General features: G+C 52.4%; 18 protein-coding genes, 1 tRNA gene and 1 pseudogene. 9 read left to right on the plus strand and 11 right to left on the minus strand.

The features are described from left to right. Positions 1-14: 14 nt before the first annotated feature. The 7 genes and pseudogenes from ACQ86N_RS46540 to ACQ86N_RS46570 form a co-directional block, all read right to left on the minus strand. Positions 15-998, minus strand: a complete 984-nt coding sequence (locus ACQ86N_RS46540; RefSeq protein WP_431217878.1) for a homocysteine S-methyltransferase family protein — start codon at positions 996-998, stop codon at positions 15-17. A 238-nt stretch (positions 999-1,236) separates the two neighbouring features. Next, positions 1,237-1,869, minus strand: coding sequence for a recombination mediator RecR (recR, locus tag ACQ86N_RS46545; protein ID WP_431213018.1), 633 nt, complete (start codon positions 1,867-1,869; stop codon positions 1,237-1,239). A 20-nt stretch (positions 1,870-1,889) separates the two neighbouring features. Further along, complete coding sequence (locus ACQ86N_RS46550; protein WP_431213019.1) at positions 1,890-2,885, minus strand: hypothetical protein; 996 nt, start codon at positions 2,883-2,885, stop codon at positions 1,890-1,892. Between the two features lie 96 nt (positions 2,886-2,981). Continuing rightward, positions 2,982-3,131, minus strand: a pseudogene (locus tag ACQ86N_RS46555) (hypothetical protein); the annotation flags it as partial. Next, positions 3,062-3,331: an Ig-like domain-containing protein gene (locus ACQ86N_RS46560; protein ID WP_431213020.1), complete on the minus strand. Its 270-nt coding sequence runs from the start codon at positions 3,329-3,331 to the stop codon at positions 3,062-3,064. The pseudogene ACQ86N_RS46555 and the gene ACQ86N_RS46560, both read right to left, overlap by 70 nt. 13 nt (positions 3,332-3,344) lie before the next feature. Further along, a complete protein-coding gene (locus ACQ86N_RS46565; protein ID WP_431213021.1) occupies positions 3,345-4,889 on the minus strand; it encodes a PD-(D/E)XK nuclease family protein in 1,545 nt (514 codons plus the stop codon). A gap of 68 nt (positions 4,890-4,957) precedes the next feature. Further along, positions 4,958-6,505, minus strand: coding sequence for an ATP-dependent helicase (locus tag ACQ86N_RS46570; protein WP_431213022.1), 1,548 nt, complete (start codon positions 6,503-6,505; stop codon positions 4,958-4,960). Between the two features lie 301 nt (positions 6,506-6,806). Here ACQ86N_RS46570 and ACQ86N_RS46575 point away from each other — a divergent pair, with 301 nt between their 5' ends. The 5 genes from ACQ86N_RS46575 to ACQ86N_RS46595 all read left to right on the plus strand — a co-directional run bounded on the left by ACQ86N_RS46575 (position 6,807) and on the right by ACQ86N_RS46595 (position 11,931). Beyond that, positions 6,807-7,766, plus strand: a complete 960-nt coding sequence (locus tag ACQ86N_RS46575; RefSeq protein WP_431213023.1) for a sigma-54-dependent transcriptional regulator — start codon at positions 6,807-6,809, stop codon at positions 7,764-7,766. Between the two features lie 68 nt (positions 7,767-7,834). After that, positions 7,835-8,167, plus strand: a complete 333-nt coding sequence (locus ACQ86N_RS46580; RefSeq protein WP_431213024.1) for a hypothetical protein — start codon at positions 7,835-7,837, stop codon at positions 8,165-8,167. Positions 8,168-8,203: 36 nt separating this feature from the next. Next, on the plus strand, positions 8,204-10,525 hold the full coding sequence (locus ACQ86N_RS46585; RefSeq protein ID WP_431213025.1) for a PAS domain S-box protein: 2,322 nt from the start codon (positions 8,204-8,206) through the stop codon (positions 10,523-10,525). A 446-nt stretch (positions 10,526-10,971) separates the two neighbouring features. Continuing rightward, the gene (locus ACQ86N_RS46590) at positions 10,972-11,370 is read left to right on the plus strand and encodes a response regulator (RefSeq protein ID WP_431213026.1); all 399 of its coding nucleotides are present in this window, start codon (positions 10,972-10,974) and stop codon (positions 11,368-11,370) included. A gap of 270 nt (positions 11,371-11,640) precedes the next feature. Then, positions 11,641-11,931 carry an SRPBCC family protein gene (locus ACQ86N_RS46595; RefSeq protein ID WP_431213027.1) on the plus strand — a complete coding sequence of 97 codons (291 nt, stop codon included), beginning with the start codon at positions 11,641-11,643 and terminating at the stop codon, positions 11,929-11,931. A 20-nt stretch (positions 11,932-11,951) separates the two neighbouring features. Here the strand turns inward: ACQ86N_RS46595 and ACQ86N_RS46600 are convergent, their stop codons facing one another. Further along, positions 11,952-12,602: a tetratricopeptide repeat protein gene (locus ACQ86N_RS46600; RefSeq protein ID WP_431213028.1), complete on the minus strand. Its 651-nt coding sequence runs from the start codon at positions 12,600-12,602 to the stop codon at positions 11,952-11,954. Between the two features lie 380 nt (positions 12,603-12,982). Further along, positions 12,983-13,450, minus strand: a complete 468-nt coding sequence (locus ACQ86N_RS46605) for a VOC family protein (protein WP_431213029.1) — start codon at positions 13,448-13,450, stop codon at positions 12,983-12,985. A gap of 214 nt (positions 13,451-13,664) precedes the next feature. On the opposite strand from ACQ86N_RS46605, the gene ACQ86N_RS46610 reads away from it, so the two are divergent. Continuing rightward, positions 13,665-13,736: transfer RNA gene (locus tag ACQ86N_RS46610), tRNA-Arg, on the plus strand. 112 nt (positions 13,737-13,848) lie between these two features. On the opposite strand, the gene ACQ86N_RS46615 is transcribed toward ACQ86N_RS46610, so the two are convergent. Together ACQ86N_RS46615 and ACQ86N_RS46620 are read right to left on the minus strand one after the other, a co-directional pair. Then, complete coding sequence (locus tag ACQ86N_RS46615) at positions 13,849-14,406, minus strand: DinB family protein (RefSeq protein WP_431213030.1); 558 nt, start codon at positions 14,404-14,406, stop codon at positions 13,849-13,851. Between the two features lie 54 nt (positions 14,407-14,460). Beyond that, complete coding sequence (locus tag ACQ86N_RS46620; protein ID WP_431213031.1) at positions 14,461-15,645, minus strand: hypothetical protein; 1,185 nt, start codon at positions 15,643-15,645, stop codon at positions 14,461-14,463. 141 nt (positions 15,646-15,786) lie between these two features. Here ACQ86N_RS46620 and ACQ86N_RS46625 point away from each other — a divergent pair, with 141 nt between their 5' ends. From ACQ86N_RS46625 to ACQ86N_RS46635, 3 genes are read left to right on the plus strand one after another with little or no spacing between them, the layout of a single operon-like run. Then, complete coding sequence (locus tag ACQ86N_RS46625) at positions 15,787-16,299, plus strand: hypothetical protein (RefSeq protein WP_431213032.1); 513 nt, start codon at positions 15,787-15,789, stop codon at positions 16,297-16,299. A gap of 60 nt (positions 16,300-16,359) precedes the next feature. Further along, positions 16,360-16,938: a hypothetical protein gene (locus ACQ86N_RS46630; RefSeq protein ID WP_431213033.1), complete on the plus strand. Its 579-nt coding sequence runs from the start codon at positions 16,360-16,362 to the stop codon at positions 16,936-16,938. A gap of 5 nt (positions 16,939-16,943) precedes the next feature. Continuing rightward, positions 16,944-17,531 carry a Crp/Fnr family transcriptional regulator gene (locus ACQ86N_RS46635; RefSeq protein ID WP_431213034.1) on the plus strand — a complete coding sequence of 196 codons (588 nt, stop codon included), beginning with the start codon at positions 16,944-16,946 and terminating at the stop codon, positions 17,529-17,531. Positions 17,532-17,774: the final 243 nt, after the last annotated feature.

Consider the following 17,774-nt stretch of genomic DNA (forward strand, 5'->3'; position numbering starts at 1 on the left):
ATACTATATATAAATTAAACTAATTCTTTTTCTACTACGGGAAGCGGCCTGGGGCTGATCCCGGCCACGTGCTCTGCGATATGTCTGATATGGTCCGGAGTGGTTCCACAACATCCTCCAACGATATTCACAAACCCGTTCTCGGCCCATTCTTCGATAAAATGCGCCGTTTGCTCGGGCTGCTCGTCATATTCACCCATTGCATTCGGCAATCCGGCGTTGGGATAGGCCGATGTGAAACAGGCGGCTATCTGACTCAACTCTTCGATATGCGGCCGCATTTCGGCAGCCCCCAGCGCACAGTTGAGCCCCACGCTCAAAGGACGGGCGTGCATGACTGAGACATAGAAGGCTTCCAGCGTCTGACCGCTGAGGGTTCGGCCGCTGGCATCGGTGATCGTTCCGCTGATCAGGATCGGCAGCTCGGGCGTTTTAGAATCCCGGAAGAATTTCTGGATAGCGAAGATCGCAGCCTTGGCGTTCAGCGTATCAAAGATGGTCTCCACCAGCAGCAGATCGGCGCCGCCGTCTACCAGACCCTTTACCTGCTCGTAGTACGCGGAAGACACCTCGTCAAAGGTCACCGACCGGAAGCCCGGGTTGTTCACGTCGGGGGACAGCGAAAGCGTTTTGCTCATCGGCCCTATCGCTCCTGCCACAAATCTGGGTTTTGCAGGGTCCTTCGCCGTATACTCCGCCGCCGCCTTCTTCGCGAGACGCGCCGCTGCCACATTCAGCTCGTACGACAATTCTTCCATATGATAGTCGGCCAGGCTCACCCGCTGCGAGTTGAACGTATTGGTCTCGATGATATCGGCGCCCGCCTCCAGGTATTCCCGGTGGATGCCTTCGATTATCTGCGGCTGCGTAAGATTGAGCAGGTCGTTATTCCCCTTGACATCGATCTTCCAGTCTTTGAACCGGTCTCCGCGATAGTCCTTCTCTTCTAATTTATGACGCTGGATCATTGTCCCCATCGCGCCATCGATGATGAGTATGCGTTTTTTAACAGTTCCTGAATAGTTGAACGTACGTCCATGACTTACCTCCTGGGTTTAAACGTGTTATACCGTAAAAAATTTTCTGAACTGCTTAACGAGGGAAATAAAAAGAGGGATTATTTCAGACGTTTATTAGTTCAGTTATTACCGGTGTTACCCGGTCGTACAGGCTGAACAATAAACAAATCCGCCCGTACAGGGTGCAAAGATATACAAAAAACAATTATCTGCAAGGTCATACAGCCGACTCATCCCCCGTTCGGTAACTCTCCACCGGCAGCCGGTTGGTGATACTCCGGGCCAGCGTCATCTCATCCGCATACTCCAACTCGCCGCCAAAGGCGATACCCCGGGCGATCGTCGTGACCCGGACCGGCAGGTCCTGCAGCTTTTTCTGTATATAATAGATGGTAGTATCCCCCTGTATATTGGGGTTCAGGGCAAAGATCAGCTCATGCGTGTGCTCCTTTTTGACCCGGTTGACAAGCGTCTCTATATTCAGTTGATCGGGACCCACCCCATCCAGCGGCGAGATGATCCCCCCGAGCACATGATAGGTACCGCTATACTGCTGGGTGCTCTCGATCGCGATGACCTCGCGAAGACTCTCCACGACACAGATCAGCTCCTGCTTGCGGAGCGAATTGGCGCAGATCGAACAGATATCGCCGTCCGACACATTATGACAGCGCTGACAGAATTTTATCTCCTGGCGCATCCGGATCAGCGCCTCTCCAAACCCCTGTACATTGCCCGCATCCGTCTTCAGCAGATGCAGCACCAGCCGCAGAGCCGTCTTCTTTCCGATGCCCGGCAGCTTGGCAAACTCACCTACCGCACTCTCCAGTAAAGTTGAGGAAAATTGCATCCTGCAAAGGTACGAAACCCCTACAAACTAATGTCTATATCATTGTCCCAGTTCGCCTTGACCGTGAGCTTTCTCCGGATCGGTATCACCCTCTCCGGCTGTAGCTTTTTACCGAAAAAATTGCCCGTATCCCAGCGGAGATTGCCGTTGGTATCATAGAGTACCCGGAGCTCGTATTCTCCGGGAGGGAACAGGATCATCCGCACTTCCCTCCGGTTGTTGAAAGGAAAAGAATATTTTACGTTGTCGCCCACCACCATCTGCAGCACCGGCCGCTGGGACATATTGAGATTCGGGATCCTGATCCTGATCTCGCCATAATCGATATCCTTCTTGGTCCTCCAGGTCACGGTATCGTCCTTCAGCAGCCTTCTCCCCGCAGAATCCTGTCCAAAAGTTTTGGGTATGATAAGATTAAATTTGGTATCTGTCGGCCAGTTGTAGAACATGGCGAAGATCTTGTTGGTGGTGTCCCGGACATAGCGGTAGCGCCTTGGATCGATGTCTTTGAAATTCTCATCCGTGAATCGCAACTGCGTGGAATCGAAGACTTTCATCCCGGTCGCGAACGTTATCCTGAATGTATCGAGGACGTCGAAAACGCCGTTGGTCGCATTGGTCTGAAACTGCAGACGACGGTCCTTTTCCCGCTCCCTCGCGGTCTTCCTGCCGGCGGGCTGCGCCGGGGTCTGGGTCGTCGTCGTTTTTGGCCTGGTCCCCGTCTCTTCCGCATAGGCGTACAGCGTCAGCGGCGAGGTATTTTCGGTAATGACAACCGGCGAGTCCGCAAAAGCAAACAGCTGGCCCTTCGAAAGATATTTATGCGAACCGCCCTCGTCCTTCATCGCGTATACCGCATATCTGCCGGGTTGTATATTCTCGAAGTAAAAGCTTCCCGTGGAGTCCATGCGGGTCAGATACCGGGGTCTGTCCTTCACTACCGCAGAGTCGTCGAATTTCCGGTGCAGGACCACGACCAGGCTGCTGTCCGCCTTACCCGTATTGGCAATGACCACCGTCCCGCCGAAAGCCCCCTGATCGATACGACGACCCGTCGTAAAGACGTACCTGAAGTCCTTCAGAATATTCCCTTCATTATAGTCCCTGATCGATTTGCCGAAGTTCAGGGAATAGGTAGTATTGGGTTCCAGCGTATCCTTCAGCTTGACCGTGAGCGTCCTTAGTTTCGAGTCTACAATAGGCTCGACTTTCGGTAGGGAGAGACGATCAGTTCGGTCCGGATATCCTTGGGATCGATATATTCATCGAAGGTAAAAACGATCTTATTGGTGTTGAAATTCCTGTCGGAATCGCCGGGTACCGCCGAGACGAGGCGGGGTGGGAGAGTGTCCCGGGGACCGCCCGTGGGGGGAACTATATTCGCACACCCGGAATGACTGACGGCGCCAATGATCAACAGGGAAAAAAGGCCAAAAAAGAATAGACCGTTTCGAAGCTTCATTTTACAAACATAATTAAATCTCTTCGTCATCCTCGCTAACCTCATGCAGCGCGACGGCCAGATTATTAGTTTTAACAAAATTACACCAGTGACAATCTGGTTTCCCGCAGCCCGTATAGAACTCGCGGTTCTGTATCTTCTGCCAGGTGTCGATGATCTGCTGGGTGACAGTCGTGATATCCTCCGGGGTGATCACTATCCTGACCTTCCGGTACTCCTTCTTCTTGTCGGGCTCCACAAAATCGAATTCGGTACTGGTGACCTTCCAGTCCTTCTGCTCATAGCTGTCGACGAGTATCTTGTAAAAAACGGCCTGCCGCCAATAGTCGCCGCCGTTGGGGTCCCTTTCGCTGGGCGCAAGAAGTTTGTCCCTGGCCTTGTCAACATCCCCCGTCTTATAGTCCACGACATTCACTTCTTTTCCCTGGAATTCCAGCTTGTCCAGCTTGCCCTTCAGCGGCACTCCCCTGACGATGACGTTCCGGATATTCCGCTCTACCGTGACGATCCGGTTCCACTGGTGGATATATTTTTCATAGTAATTCGACAACACTTCCTGTCCGTATTCCATCCTGCGGGCAAAGGCCTCCCGCGTAAAGATCTCCCGGTGGCGGCGCATATACCACTGAAAATCGGTCAGCATCTCTTCTCTGGAGGGGAACTGTTCCTTCACATGCTCCTTCATCTTCTCGAAGAGCCGCTGCAGCGCAAAGTGGATGGCGCTTCCGAATTCCGTTGCCTCATTCTTTGGGGACGGGATCCGCACCAGATTGCGGTAATAAAACTCCAGCGGACACTTGAGATAGTTGTTGAGGGCCGTCACGTTCATGACGAATTTCTCGAGCATCCTGCTGATAAAATCTTCTTCGGCCGATTCGATTTCCGGAGCGATACTGTCGCCGAATGGCAGGGCGTCGAATTCGGCCTGCTCTTCGGGGGTGACACTGATCTTCTCGACTGGCAGCACGTGCTGGTCCTGTATCTCCGCGATAAAGACGGAGGGCTCCAGCTCCTTCCCGTCGTCTCTGAACCGGGACCACGAAATATTCAAATGCTGCTCGACCCTCGTCAGCGCCACATAGAACAGCCTGCGCAGCTCCTCCTCGTCCCTTTCCACCGAGTTGTCGACCCGGGCAAATATTGTGTCCGGATATTTATAGCCGTTATTCAGCTTGCGTTTCTTCTCCCAGGTGGAGGCGTTGCAACCTGCGAAAAACACATACTGGAACTCGAGACCCTTCGATCCGTGTGCAGTCAGCAGATTGACAGCTTTGTCGCTGCCCGACACCTGCACCAGCGGGAGGGAGAGGCCGTTGTCCTTCATGAGGTCGGTCATCTGGATCAGCTGCTCCAGCGTGAGGTCGGGGTTGCGCCGCGATTCTTCGCGGACGAAGTTGAACACCGCCGTCAGCACCTGCATCAGCCAGATCTTTTCCGGGCTCTTCATGATAAAGGCCAGTACCCCTGTCTCGCGGATCATGTTCTCGAAAAGCGCCTGCAGCGTCACATTCGGTACGTCGCCAATCAGCCGCTCCATTGCACGGCTCGCCTTCTTCATCCCTTCCGGAAGACCCGTGTCGAAGAGGTCCCTTGCCGGCCTGGTAGCTTTTTCGTGCAGCAGACGCCTTATGGAAGTACGATTGTCATTGCTGAACTGCCGCTCGGCGACCTCGACGGAAAGCTTCGCGATCTCGATCGGCGCGATCCCGAAGAAGTCGAAATGCAGGATCTCGAAAGCATCTCGTCGCCGCCATAGGCCGCGTCGTGTTCCGCGGCGAGATAGCGGAGCATTAGCAGTATCTTCTGCGCCAGAGGGATCTCGAAGAGGTTCAGGCTTCGTTTGCTATACACCGGTATCTGCTTCAGCTGGAGGAAGCGGGCCAGCTCTTCGCCGTATTTGTTCTCCTTATATATAACGGCGATTCGGCCGGGTACGACGCCCTCTTTGATCATTTTTTCGATCTGAAGGGTGATATTCGTCATCTCCTGCCTGGGGCTGAGACATTCCTGCAGCCGCGGCGGGAAAGCGTACTGCCTGATCAGCGGGTGGCTGGAGAGCAGGTTCTTGGAAAGGCCGGGTAGCTGTGTCACCAGCCGCTCCTGATTGTTCTCTATCAGCGTCCGCGACACGTCGAGTATGGGCTGTGTGCTCCGGTAGTTGTTGGTAAGCACCACGGTGAGCATGTCCTTGCTATACTGGTTGGCGAACTCCAGCATATTCTCCACGTTCGCGCCCTGGAATCTGTAGATGCTCTGGTCGTCGTCTCCCACCACAAATACATTGGGCTGGTCCCAGTAGCTGATGAGCAGCGAGACCAGCCTGTTCTGGGTGCCGCTGGTATCCTGGTATTCGTCCACGAGGATATACTGGTAGCGTTCCTGGTAGGAGGACAGCAGGGCTTTATTCTCTTCAAATACCCTGATGACCCAATTTATCATGTCGTCGAAGTCATATCGGTTATTCTTCCGCATGAGCGCCTGGAACGGTTCGAACTCGCCGACGGCGGCGCGGAGCTTGTCCATCCGGTCCTGTTCCTCGGCGATCTTGTCGGTCCGGACATCGCCTTTTTTGAACTCCTTCGTGGCCCTTTTGGCGATATATTCGTCGCGGGTCGGCAGCGCGGCGAGGTACTGGTCGATCTTGCTATTGATAAATTCGGGTGTCCAGCCTTCCCTTTTCATCGCGGAGAACAGGTTCTGCAGGTTGCGCATCTCATAATAGACGTCGCCACGGTATCTTTTTAAGGGGTGGTTCTTTGGGAAGGAATCGATCAGGGTCTTGAACAGCTGAATGCGTTCGAGGTCGGAAATGGGGTCGAGGGCCGTTTTTTCGAAAAGCGGCAGGTTCTCCTGGATGATATCGTTGCAAAAGCCGTGGAAGGTGTAAATATTGACCTTATAGGCGTCGGGACCGATAAATGACAGCAGGCGCCGCCGCATGGCGATGGTGCCGGCGTCCGTGTAAGTGAGACAGAGGATATTCTGGGGGTATACGTCCGAGTCGAGAAGGATCTTGCCGATGCGGGCCGCCAGGATCTGCGTCTTCCCGGTGCCGGGCCCTGCGATGACCATAACGGGTCCCTCCGTAGTATCCACCGCCAGCTGTTGCTGCTCGTTGAGCCGCTGGTATTCTTCCCGAAAATGTGCGCGGAGCTTTTCCCGATTTATTGACATGGTGTAAAGATAGGAATTTGGACCACGGCCCCCGTTTCCGCGGTTCATAGCCCCCCCAGCCCCCGGGGTCCTGACCTGGCCTCCAAAATCCCCTTCTGAATTCCCGTTTTGGGTCAAAATCCGCCGCCGACCGACCCCTGGACCCTTTCCCAAACCACATAAAATTAGTGGTAAACCCCTAGTTTCGTCCTTTATTACCCATAATTGTACAAAAAGATGGGAAATGGATTGGAAAATGTCTTAATATGGGAATAATTTAGCAAATCCAACGTTTAAGTCCTGATCCTATATAAACGCAAGTATGAAAAACCATCACTCCTTTAAAGTATTCATCGTTGAAGATGATGTTTGGTATGGCTCTATGCTCCAGCATTATCTCTCACTTAACCCCGAGTATGAGGTCAAACGGTTTGAATCACCACGCGATTTTTTTGCCGCACTACATGAAAATCCCGAAGTTGTAACACTCGACTACTCTCTGCCCGACTGCGACGGCGCCGAGGTATTGAAGAAGATAAAAGAACACAATCCGGACATCCGGGTCATCGTCATCTCCGGACAGGAGGACGTCGCAACCGCCATCAATCTGCTAAAGAACGGGGCCTTCGACTATATCGTAAAGGACGACGACACCAAGGACCGTCTCTGGAACAGCATCCTCCACCTGCGGGAGATCAGCAGCCTCAAACAGGAGGTGGAGACCCTCAAAAGCCAGGTAGGCAAGAAATACGACTTCTCCCAGATGATCCTGGGAAAAAGTGAACAGATAAATAAGGTCTTTTCGATGATCGAAAAGGCCGCAAAGACCAATATCACCGTCTCCGTAACAGGGGAGACGGGCTCCGGTAAGGAAATGATCGCCAAGGCGATACACTATAATTCGGACCGACACAAGCTGCCCTTCGTAGCCGTCAACGTGGCCGCTATTCCCCGCGACCTCATCGAGAGCGAGCTGTTCGGACACGAGAAGGGGGCCTTCACCGGTGCCGTCACCCGCCGTATCGGGAAATTCGAAGAGGCCGACAAGGGCACTCTTTTCCTCGACGAGATCGGCGAGCTGGACATCAATCTGCAGGCAAAGCTGTTGCGCGTCCTGCAGGAAAGGGAGATCACCCGCATCGGCAGCACCGGCGTCACCAAGATCGACGTTCGCATCATCGTGGCGACCCACAAGAATCTGCTGGAAGAAGTAAAGAGCAAGAACTTTCGGGAAGACCTTTATTATCGTCTGATAGGTCTCCCCATCTACCTCCCCCTTTAAGGGAAAGAGGCAACGACATTCTCATCCTTTCCAAACATTTCATAGACGGCTTTTGCCGGGAGAACAAGATGGACAAAAAGACCCTCTCTCCCGAGGCAAGCCAAAAACTGCTGCAGTATCCCTTCCCGGGTAACGTCCGCGAGCTGAAATCGGTCGTGGAGTTGTCCGTTGTGATGGCGGACGGCGACCTTATCCAGCCCGAGCACATTACCCTCAACACGACGGCGAGTATTGCCGATCTGTTGAACAAAGAAATGACCCTTAAAGAGTTCGAGATACAAATCCTGCAGCATTATTTAGACAAGTATGACAAGGACGTTCTGCTCGTCGCGAAGAAACTGGACGTTGGAAAGTCCACGCTCTATCGCATGATCCAGAACGGTGAGCTGAAAATGAAGTAAACCGCGGGGCTCATCACCCCGAAAAATGACGCTGGCATGTATTTACAAAATAATTTCTTTCAGGAGATCCTGGACAAGGCTCCTGCGGAGATCATTGTTGCTGACGCTGAATACCGCTATCTGTACGCTAATCCGAGTGCAGTGCCGGACGCCGCCATGCGCGAATGGATGGTCGGCAGGACCAATGAAGAGTTTTGCAGGCGCGCCGGCCGGTCGGAAGTGATTGCCAGGGCCAGAAGGATGGTCTTTGAAAAAGTATTGCGTACCAGCAGCATGGTGGAATGGACGGAAGCCGTTCGCGACGAAAAAGGCGTTTTACAGCACTATATGCACCGGGTGACTCCGGTAAAGGAAGACGGTGGCGGGATCACCAAGGTGATCATCTACGCCATCCGGATCACGGAGGAAAAGGAGTACGAGGAAAAGATCAGACGCAGCGAGAACAAATACCGGGACCTCTACAACTACAGCCAGGCACTCATCTGCACACACGATATGAATGGGCGGCTCCTGGCCGTCAACCCCGCCGTCTGCCGCACCCTGGGCTATACTGAGGACGAGATGGTTGGGCGAAACCTGATGGAATTCCTGCCGGAAAAGCACCGGGCCCGCTTCGGGGAAGAATACGTAAAGGCGATCCACCGCAGGGACAACAACCTCAGCGGGGAATTCAGCGTTCTCAATAAGGACGGTACGGAGATCCACCTGTTGTACAGGAACTACCGGAGGGAAGAGCCGGGCGAAGAACCCTATATCATCGGCTTTTCGCAGGATATAACAGACCGGATCACGATGGAGCGCGAGCTGCGGGTGACCAAGCAGCTTACGGACGATGTCGCCCGGGCCAAGGAGTCCTTCCTCGCGCATATGAGCCACGAGATCAGGACCCCGATGAACGGCATTCTGGGCATCGCCAGCCTGCTCAACAAGACCCGCCTGGACGTACAGCAGCGCAACTATCTTCAGCTGATCCAGGAGTCCGCCAACAACCTGCTCGTCATCGTAAATGACATCCTTGATCTGGAAAAGATCGTGGCGGGCAAACTGCAATTGGAAAGTATTCCGTTTAAGATAGTCGACAAGATCGCGACGACCATACAGTCATTTATATATAGGGCGGAGGAGAAAGAGCTGGGTCTGATCTTCCAGAATTCAGTCCCCGGCGACCTGGTCGTGGAAGGCGATCCCTACCGGCTGAGTCAGGTGCTGAACAACCTCCTCAGCAATGCCCTGAAGTTTACCAACGAAGGGCATATCAAGGTCACGACGGGTATCGCCGTAGGCGACGAAGACGCCGTGGTGGTAGAGGTGGTCGTCAGTGACACGGGCATCGGTATCAGTCCCGAAAGGCTGGCCACGATCTTCGAACCGTTCGAACAGGCCGACGCAACCATCTCCCGCAAATACGGTGGTACGGGCCTCGGGCTGGCCATCTGTAAGCATATGGTTGAAATGCAGAACGGGGAGTTGTTGGTGAAGAGTGAAGCAGGCAAGGGCTCGGCCTTTATAATACGAGTTCCATATCATCTAAGCATTGAAGCTATGCAGGAAAAGGAAATAAGACAGGAAACAAACTACAAAAGCCTTGGGCAACGAAAGATCCTGGTAGCGGAGGACGTCGAGCTGAATCAATACCTCGCGCGGCATATACTGGAATCGTGGGAATTTGAGGTGGTCATCGTCAACAATGGTCTGGAGGCGCTGCAGGCACTCGAACACGCCACATTCGACTGCATCCTGATGGACGTGCAGATGCCGGAGATGGATGGCATCGAGGCTACCCAGCATATTCGTCGGTTACCCGACCCCGTAAAATCGAATATTCCTATCATCGCCCTGACCGCGAATGCGCTAAAGGGCGACAGTGAAAAATATCTGGCCGCGGGAATGAACGACTACCTGGCCAAACCCTTCGACGAAGAGCGGCTGTTCCAGGTCATCTACCGCAATCTGGCCTATTATAAGACTCCGGTCCTCTCCGGCGACGCCCCTGCTGGTGCGGCTTCCGGCGGATCCGAAGACCATCCCTTTAAAAACAACAACAATTCGAGTACTATGACAACCCCTGCAAACCCCCGATTGTATGATCTCTCAATGGTTCAGTCCGTGTCGGGCGGCGATGAAGGTTTTATCCGTAAGATGGTGGCTCTGTTCATCGAGACGGTGCCCCAGAATATGACCGACCTGAAGAATGCGATGAATCAGGAGAACTGGGACCAGGTAGGAAAGACGGCCCATAAGCTGAAATCTACCATCGACTCGATGGGCATCAAGTCCATCCGCCAGGAGATCCGTACCGTCGAAGCCAACGCGAAACAAAAGAAAGCATTCAGGAGATCCCCGCGCTGGTGGGGATGATCGATAATGTTATTGAGGAGTGTATTCTCCAGCTGAAGGCGGAGATAATGAATTAGGGGGTAGGGAGCTCTGGTGGCCCCTTTGGCCCGGTGGCCCCCTGCCGGGCGTCCCCGACCCCGGCCCATGGTTCACGCCCCTCCCCAGCCCCGCGTCCCTCGTCACGGTTCAAATGTCCCCTCGACCCTCGGGGTTCCGCTTATCCCGCAGCCACCCTGCGTTCGGCCTTCTGCGCAAAAAAACTCCTGTTTTCAAATCCGGCCAGCGTCCCATCTCGTAAGTAGACAGACCCCGCGGTCCCTCCTTTTTCCCAGTCTTTTTCAAAAATTCCCAAAGCGAGAGCGGTTCATAGACCCCAGGAACTCCTCTTTCCTGATAATCAACTGATTCGTTTCTGGCACCATTTTCCGGTACTATACCTTGCACTACAGTTAAATTATCATGTTATCATGCAATTAAGTCAACAACCCGTTATTTTCGTTGTCGAAGATAACGTGATCTACCAAAGCCTTATCGCGAAAGAGCTGGAAACCCTAAGCTCCAACATTCATTTTTACACCACGGGAGAGTCCTGTATTACCGAACTGGACAAGCACCCGAAGGTGATCGTTCTGGATTATAATCTGGACGGTCCGATGAATGGTCTGGACACCCTTCAAAAGGTAAGAGACGTGGACCCCAGCGTTTACGTGATAATGTTCTCAAGTCAGAAAGGTCTCAACACTAAGGAAATTTACCTGCAATACGGCAGCTTCGATTTCCTCGAAAAGAACAGTCTTTCGCTTCGCGCTCTCCGTCATATGGTAGACTGTGTAACTTCTACGGGCAAGCAGCCCATGGAGAGCTAGACAAATCAGAAACTTTCCGCTGGTTCGCCCTAGATTTGGGGTATGGCAGTTGTTTCTTTTACCCGGCATCAGACAGTTCACGGCGACCCTTCCCTTATTTGGGCCTTTTTCGTAAATCCATTGAATCTCCCCCTCATTACTCCGCCCTACATGAGATTCAGGATGCTTTCAGATCTCCCCCTTTCAACTAATAAAATTTTTCCTGGCCAGCTCATTGAGTACCGGCTTCGTCCGTTGCCCCTGATTACCGTTCGGTGGGTGACCGAAATTATGTCGGTTACCGAAGGCGCGTGCTTTATCGACGAACAGCGTCGCGGCCCCTATCGGTTATGGCACCACGAACACCATTTCCGCCCCGCGCCCGGCGGTGGCGGCGTCGAAATGACCGACATCGTTCACTATGAGATTCCCTTTGGCTGGATTGGATCGCTGGCCAATGCGCTATTCGTGCGCAGGCAGCTGGATGGGATTTTTAAATACAGGTACAGGCAGATTGAACGATTGTTCCCTGCCACGGCGGGTGGCCCGGAGCCTTCCGGCGCGATACCGGCACCCCGCTAACCCGAAACTACTGATCCCCATTAACCCGGCAGGCGGGGGATATGTTTCTCCAATTCTTTTATCTGCTTTACAATCTCGGGGTTGGTCGGCTTCAGGGCTTTGGCCTTGCGGAAAAAGTCCTTGGCGGCGCGAAACTCGCGTCTCGTCGCCATGATCGAGCACAGCTGCAGGAAAGCCATGGCCTGATTATCCTTATCGGGTAGCCCTTTGCGTAAGGCCTGGCGGATATAGCTTTCACCCTGACGGATATCCCCTTTTTGCATCGCGAGCATCCCCATCTGGAGGAGGCTGGCGCCTTCGGCTTCCTTCATCGGCATCCCAAGGTCCAATCCTTTCTTCATGTTGATCTCGGCGCTGGTGAAGTCCTGTTTCATCATCGCGATATTACCCTTGAGGGTATAGAATACGGAACGGATGGGTTTGTACAGGAGGTTTGGGAATTTGATGGAATTGAGCACCTTCTCGGCCGCGTCCAGATTGCCGCTTTCCATATGTTCCTGGATCAGCCGCATCGGCCCAACAAACAAGTGGCCGGCGATCAGGATCAGCGCGATAAAATACGGCAGGAATGCCGGCCAGAAACCAGCATATATATTTACGACGACCCCAAGGATAATAAAAAGGAGAGCCAGCTGGAGCCGATACTTGATGACAATATTGTAAAACTTCATAATTCCTCTTAGGGTCCGCGCCTCCGGGGTGACCGAAAATACCCCATCGGCGCGAACCGTTTAATGATGGGCCTTCGGCCTTGGGACCGTCCCGGTCCTTCGGGGACGCAAATATAGGGTATTTCCACCCCCGGTGGGCCCGCGGCGCGGTTCACATTCCCAAATTTCCCGGGGACCGGGTTGGGGGCCCGGTTCTCGTCCACCAGCCGCCCCTTCGCGGTTCCTACTCCCCCTCACCGCCCCTTCCACGGTTCACATATCCATCACCCAACGGGTCTCGGCCATCCCCGGCATCCCGCGGTTCACATTTCATTACCCCGCCCCACTCCGGCGGTTCACATCCCTTCCGGCGGTTCACATCCCCTTCGGCGGTTCACACTTTAAAATTTGTCATCGTTAACTTCGATCCAAAACCCGTCCGGGTCCTGCAGGTAGATCTGCTGCACCTTGTCGGGCCTCATCTGCGGGGTCTTGGTATTCTGTGCCCAGTTGCCATACTTGATTCCCTCGGCGTCAAGGTGTTTTGTGAAGGCTTCCATCGACGGCACACTAAAAGCCAGGTGAATACTGATGTCGTGCGGGATATCCTCCTTGGCCCCGGACACCACATGCAGCTGCCCGTGCTCCGAGATCCTGAACCACACGTGCTTTCCGTCATGGAACGGCTCCTCTATCTTTTTGAGCTCCATCACTTTCTCATAAAACCTGGCGGACCGGTCCAGGTCCGTCACAAAAATGGTCTGATGGCTGAAATGGGGCCCCTGCGCCTTTGCGGCCACCCCCATAAATACGGGCATGGCCAGCGCTACCAGAACGCGGCCCAAACCTGACATATTCACTTGACTCATAATAAATAAATTAATTGAAGGGATTAAAGTAAGGAATATCCTCAAGCTAAAAAAAATTGCCGTATTTTTGCGGCCCTTACCCTCCCGGCAGGCCCCACAGCCCGCCCCGGCCGCGGCCCACAAGCCCAGCCACAACGAGGGTAAACCGGTCCGCCTCCGCGGCGAACCACCAAAAGATCCGGGTCCACCAACCCGCCGCCAACAACGGAAAATTGGTCCCGTAGTTCAATGGATAGAATAGAAGTTTCCTAAACTTTAGATACAGGTTCGATTCCTGTCGGGACTACACACATTTTGCGCCTTGATCTTCAAGGCGTTTTCTTTTTATAGGAATATCCCGGGCAAAAAAATGCACGGTCTCTTATCGACCATGCAATTTCCAATTCATTCAAATTGCTTTAGGGACGGTCCCAGAAGGCAGGTGGCTCAATGCTCAGGCTTCTTAAGTAGACGTATGCCTGTCCACGATGGTGTATTTCGTTATCAATAAAATAAAAAAGGAAAGAAAGACAGGTGCCGGGCCATAGGCCAAATGCTACATCCTGTTCTGCAAAACGATGGAGTGGAATGGTGGGCCAAATGGCGTTGATCTCATCGGTAGCGGCATCCCACAGCTGCAATAATGCTGCTTTGGTATTCACTTTGTCGGCGTCTGCCCACTTTTGCCATTTACCGGTAGCAATGCCTTGCAGTCCGGGAACTGCCATGCCGAGGAACTCGTATACCAGGTCAGAGAACGGGCGCATACCACCGATAGAATAGGTAAACAGCCTGTCTTCAGGGAAGGCTTCGATCATTTTGCGTGTCAGGCCACGATGTCCCTGCCAGTGTTTAAGTAATTCCTGCGTAGAGAGAAGGGGGCTGCGGTGCCCGATGTTGCCTGTTGTGTTGACATGGTTATTAATTTTTAAGTAGTATAATAAGTACAACACAAAGCTATCGGCGGGTAATGACAACAGTATGTCAGCAGGTTTTTGGCGAGGATGAATTTATTTCGCCAGAGGAGGCGACTACAGCGACCGCTTTCTTCTCAATTGCACCGCGGAGCTGTTTTTCAGATCTCCCTTAAATCCTACCTCGTAACGGTCGGCGCCGTCTTCTATAATTAACAAACCGGAATTCGGTGGAATGGAACCGAGGTTTTCTGCATATAACACCAATTGAAGAGAATCGCCCCAATCGGGGGGTATATTTATGATTTTTCGATATGCTTGTTCAGTAAGGCCCTGTCTTGGGATGATCACCAGATCATTCAATACCACACTTACGGTGTCTCCATCAACAATGCCATTATCATATAAAGTCAATACAAGGCTGTCTGATTTAAAATCAATTGTGCGAATAACCTCTGTTTTGCGCGTCGCAACATCTGCCGCGGGCGCATTGATCTTTAGATTAGTCGGGATGGCAGGTGCAGTGGTAGTATTATTGCCCGCAACACTGTAAGATCCGTTTCTCCCTTTCTCGGAACTTACCCGTTGCTGCACTCTAACGGCTATTAAATCTTTCACCGGAGTCTCTGCCACAGCAGGGGCTTCTTTCCCGGATACCGCAACTTTGGGGGCTTCTTTTTTGGATACCGCCACGGCAGGGGCTTCTTTTTCGGATACTGCCACGGCAGGGGCTTCTTTTTCGGATACTGCCACGGCAGGGACTTCTTGTTTGGATACCGCCACGGCCGGAGTTTCTTTTATATCTGCTCTGGGATTTGAGAACGCAAGGGTATTTGACAATTTCAACGTGTCGAGTTTTTTGATCAGCCTTGTGTGAGCTTGGATATTTTGCTTTTGCAGTGTGATGGTTCCTGTAGCCAGATCGGAGTCACCAGCCCGCAGGTCCCGCGTTCGCGTGTGGAAAGCCCCGCTTAGAACCATTGTGCTGTCAAACATCTTAATGGAAAAATCACAGAATGTTTTGATGCTGCGGGACCGGGTTTCAAAATTATTGTAGATCAGCTTATCGTCTGAAATAGTAAAAATACTATCCTTTTGTATCAGGGTAATTTTCTTAACGGCTACTTTTTCAGCACCCTTATACATGAACGTAACCATCGAATAACCGGTCATATCCCGGTTGATGGCCAGTTCAAATGGCATTTGCGCCTGGGAGGTGGCAATCGTTCCTACCCAAATTCCCGAAAGATCCTGGGAAAAGAGTTGCAGTGGCAGTAAAAGCAGGACAAAAATGGCCTTCATCGGACTGGAGGAATTGTTCTTTTACTCTCAACGAATAATTATAATATTAATTGTTGGGGCGGGGTTCCACCTGCCGGTTTTTGTTTTTTTAAAATTTCTCTTGAACTTCACGAGGCGCCCGTAGAAAATGGGCGGGTAGTAATGAAACTGCAATCTTACCAACAAATGCTGTCTGAATACGGCATTCTCCAATTGGAAGCTGATGATGAAACTAGCAGAAAGGAAATGTTGGAAATGCGTCGATATTCTGTTATTCTGGAAGGTGGATTCATGGAGTTTGATAATCTGAATAAATGGATAAGGATCAATTTGGCGCCGGAACCAATAATTTGGCTTTTTTATAGCAAGATTGCATACGACTATGGTTTTGCCGAGTATTTTTTTGCAAATGAATCGGAAGCAAGGGCGGTTGCAGAAATAATTCCACGCATTTACACCGTATACCCTCATTCAAATCCTCCCAATTTGACCGTTAAAAGCAATGGATATAATGAGGATGTCGCTTATGATCCGAATGATGGATCTGCTATCACTCCCGATTCGGGTTGGGCGACCTTACCCCGTATTCGCTCAATGACCTCGGCGGGAGCGAGCCTGGTCTCGTATCTTATCCGGAAAAAGGGAATAAATGACTGCCCATGCTGTCGATTTTAACTTAAGTGAAAATCCAACAGAAAAATATGTGAGAATTTTGAGTCATCAAAAGATCAAACAATGAACTCAAATTCCGCTGTCTCTTCCGACACCATTCAAACCGCCCAGTCCCTGCGCAACCTCTATTTCCTGCGCACCGCCTTTTCGGCAATATGGATAATCCTGCTTTCAAGCAGCCTCAAATCCAGTCCCCAGCTGGCCAATATCCTTTTTATCATCTATCCGCTCTGGGACGTTCTTGCCACCTTCCTGGACATCAAGGCCAATCCGCGCCAGGCCACAAAAACTCCTCAGTATGTGAACATCGTCATCGGTGTCCTCACTACCATCGGCGTAGCCCTGGCCCTGCAAATCAGCATACCAGCAGCCCTGATCGTCTTCGGCATATGGGCGATCGTAGCAGGCCTCATCCAGCTGATTCTCGGCCTGAGCCGCAGGCGCCAACTCGGCGGTCAATGGGCGATGATCCTCAGCGGCGGCCAATCCATGCTGGCAGGCACCGCCTTTATCCTGCTGGCCCACTCCCCAACCATGGGCATCAACAGCCTGATCGGCTACTCGGCTTTCGGCGCTTTTTACTTCCTGATCACGGCAATCCGTTTGACAGTGACAGTGAGAATGGCTAAATTAGTGGCCTGACAGCTATGAATGACAACCATGAGATACTTGGTGACTACCTGGCGAATTTTTCGGCACTGACCGAGAAAGACCTTGCCGATAGCCGAGATCTCTGGAAGACCCGCAAGATCAGGAAGAACGATTTCTTCAATCTGCAGTACATGGTCTGTAACGATCTGGGGCTGGTCGTCAAAGGCATCTTCCGGATATACTACAGTCATCCCGACACGGGCGAAGAGACGAATATCTTCTTCTTCTCCGAGAACCAGTTTGTCGTTTCGTTCCGAAGTTTTGTCACCCGCATAGCCTGTCACTATTTTATTCAGGCAATGGAAGATTCCGAGATCATCTATATCAGCCATCGCGATCTGACCGGCCTCTACGAAACGCATCCCAACTGGGCCCGGTTTGGCCGACTGCTGGCGGAACAATTCTTCAGCTACTCCCAGACCAGGACAGAGGAACTCCTGTTCTTTTCACCGGAGCAGCGCTATATCAGGCTGCTGGAAGCTCATCCCAATATCATCAACCGCATCCCCGCCTATCATATCGCCTCGTACCTCGGCATTGCCAACCCCTCCCTCAGCCGCATCCGCAAACGGATACAACGGTAGGCCGCCCGCGGCCCACGTAATGGAATAGTGGACTGCTCAACAGAGGACTATTTTTATCCGATTGGGGTCCTCCAGAACGCAAAGCTCACCGCCCAAACCCAGACCAAGATAAAACTCCACCGGCGGGCCGCCACAGCAACCGCAACCGCAACCACCATCGCCATCGAAACCGCCACCGCCACCCGAGGCCACAAAAAGAACCCGGACCCCTTCGGAAAATATGACAAAATGAGTTGGGGAAGA

Source organism: Puia sp. P3 (assembly GCF_050632245.1).
Classification (GTDB): Bacteria; Bacteroidota; Bacteroidia; order Chitinophagales; family Chitinophagaceae; genus Puia.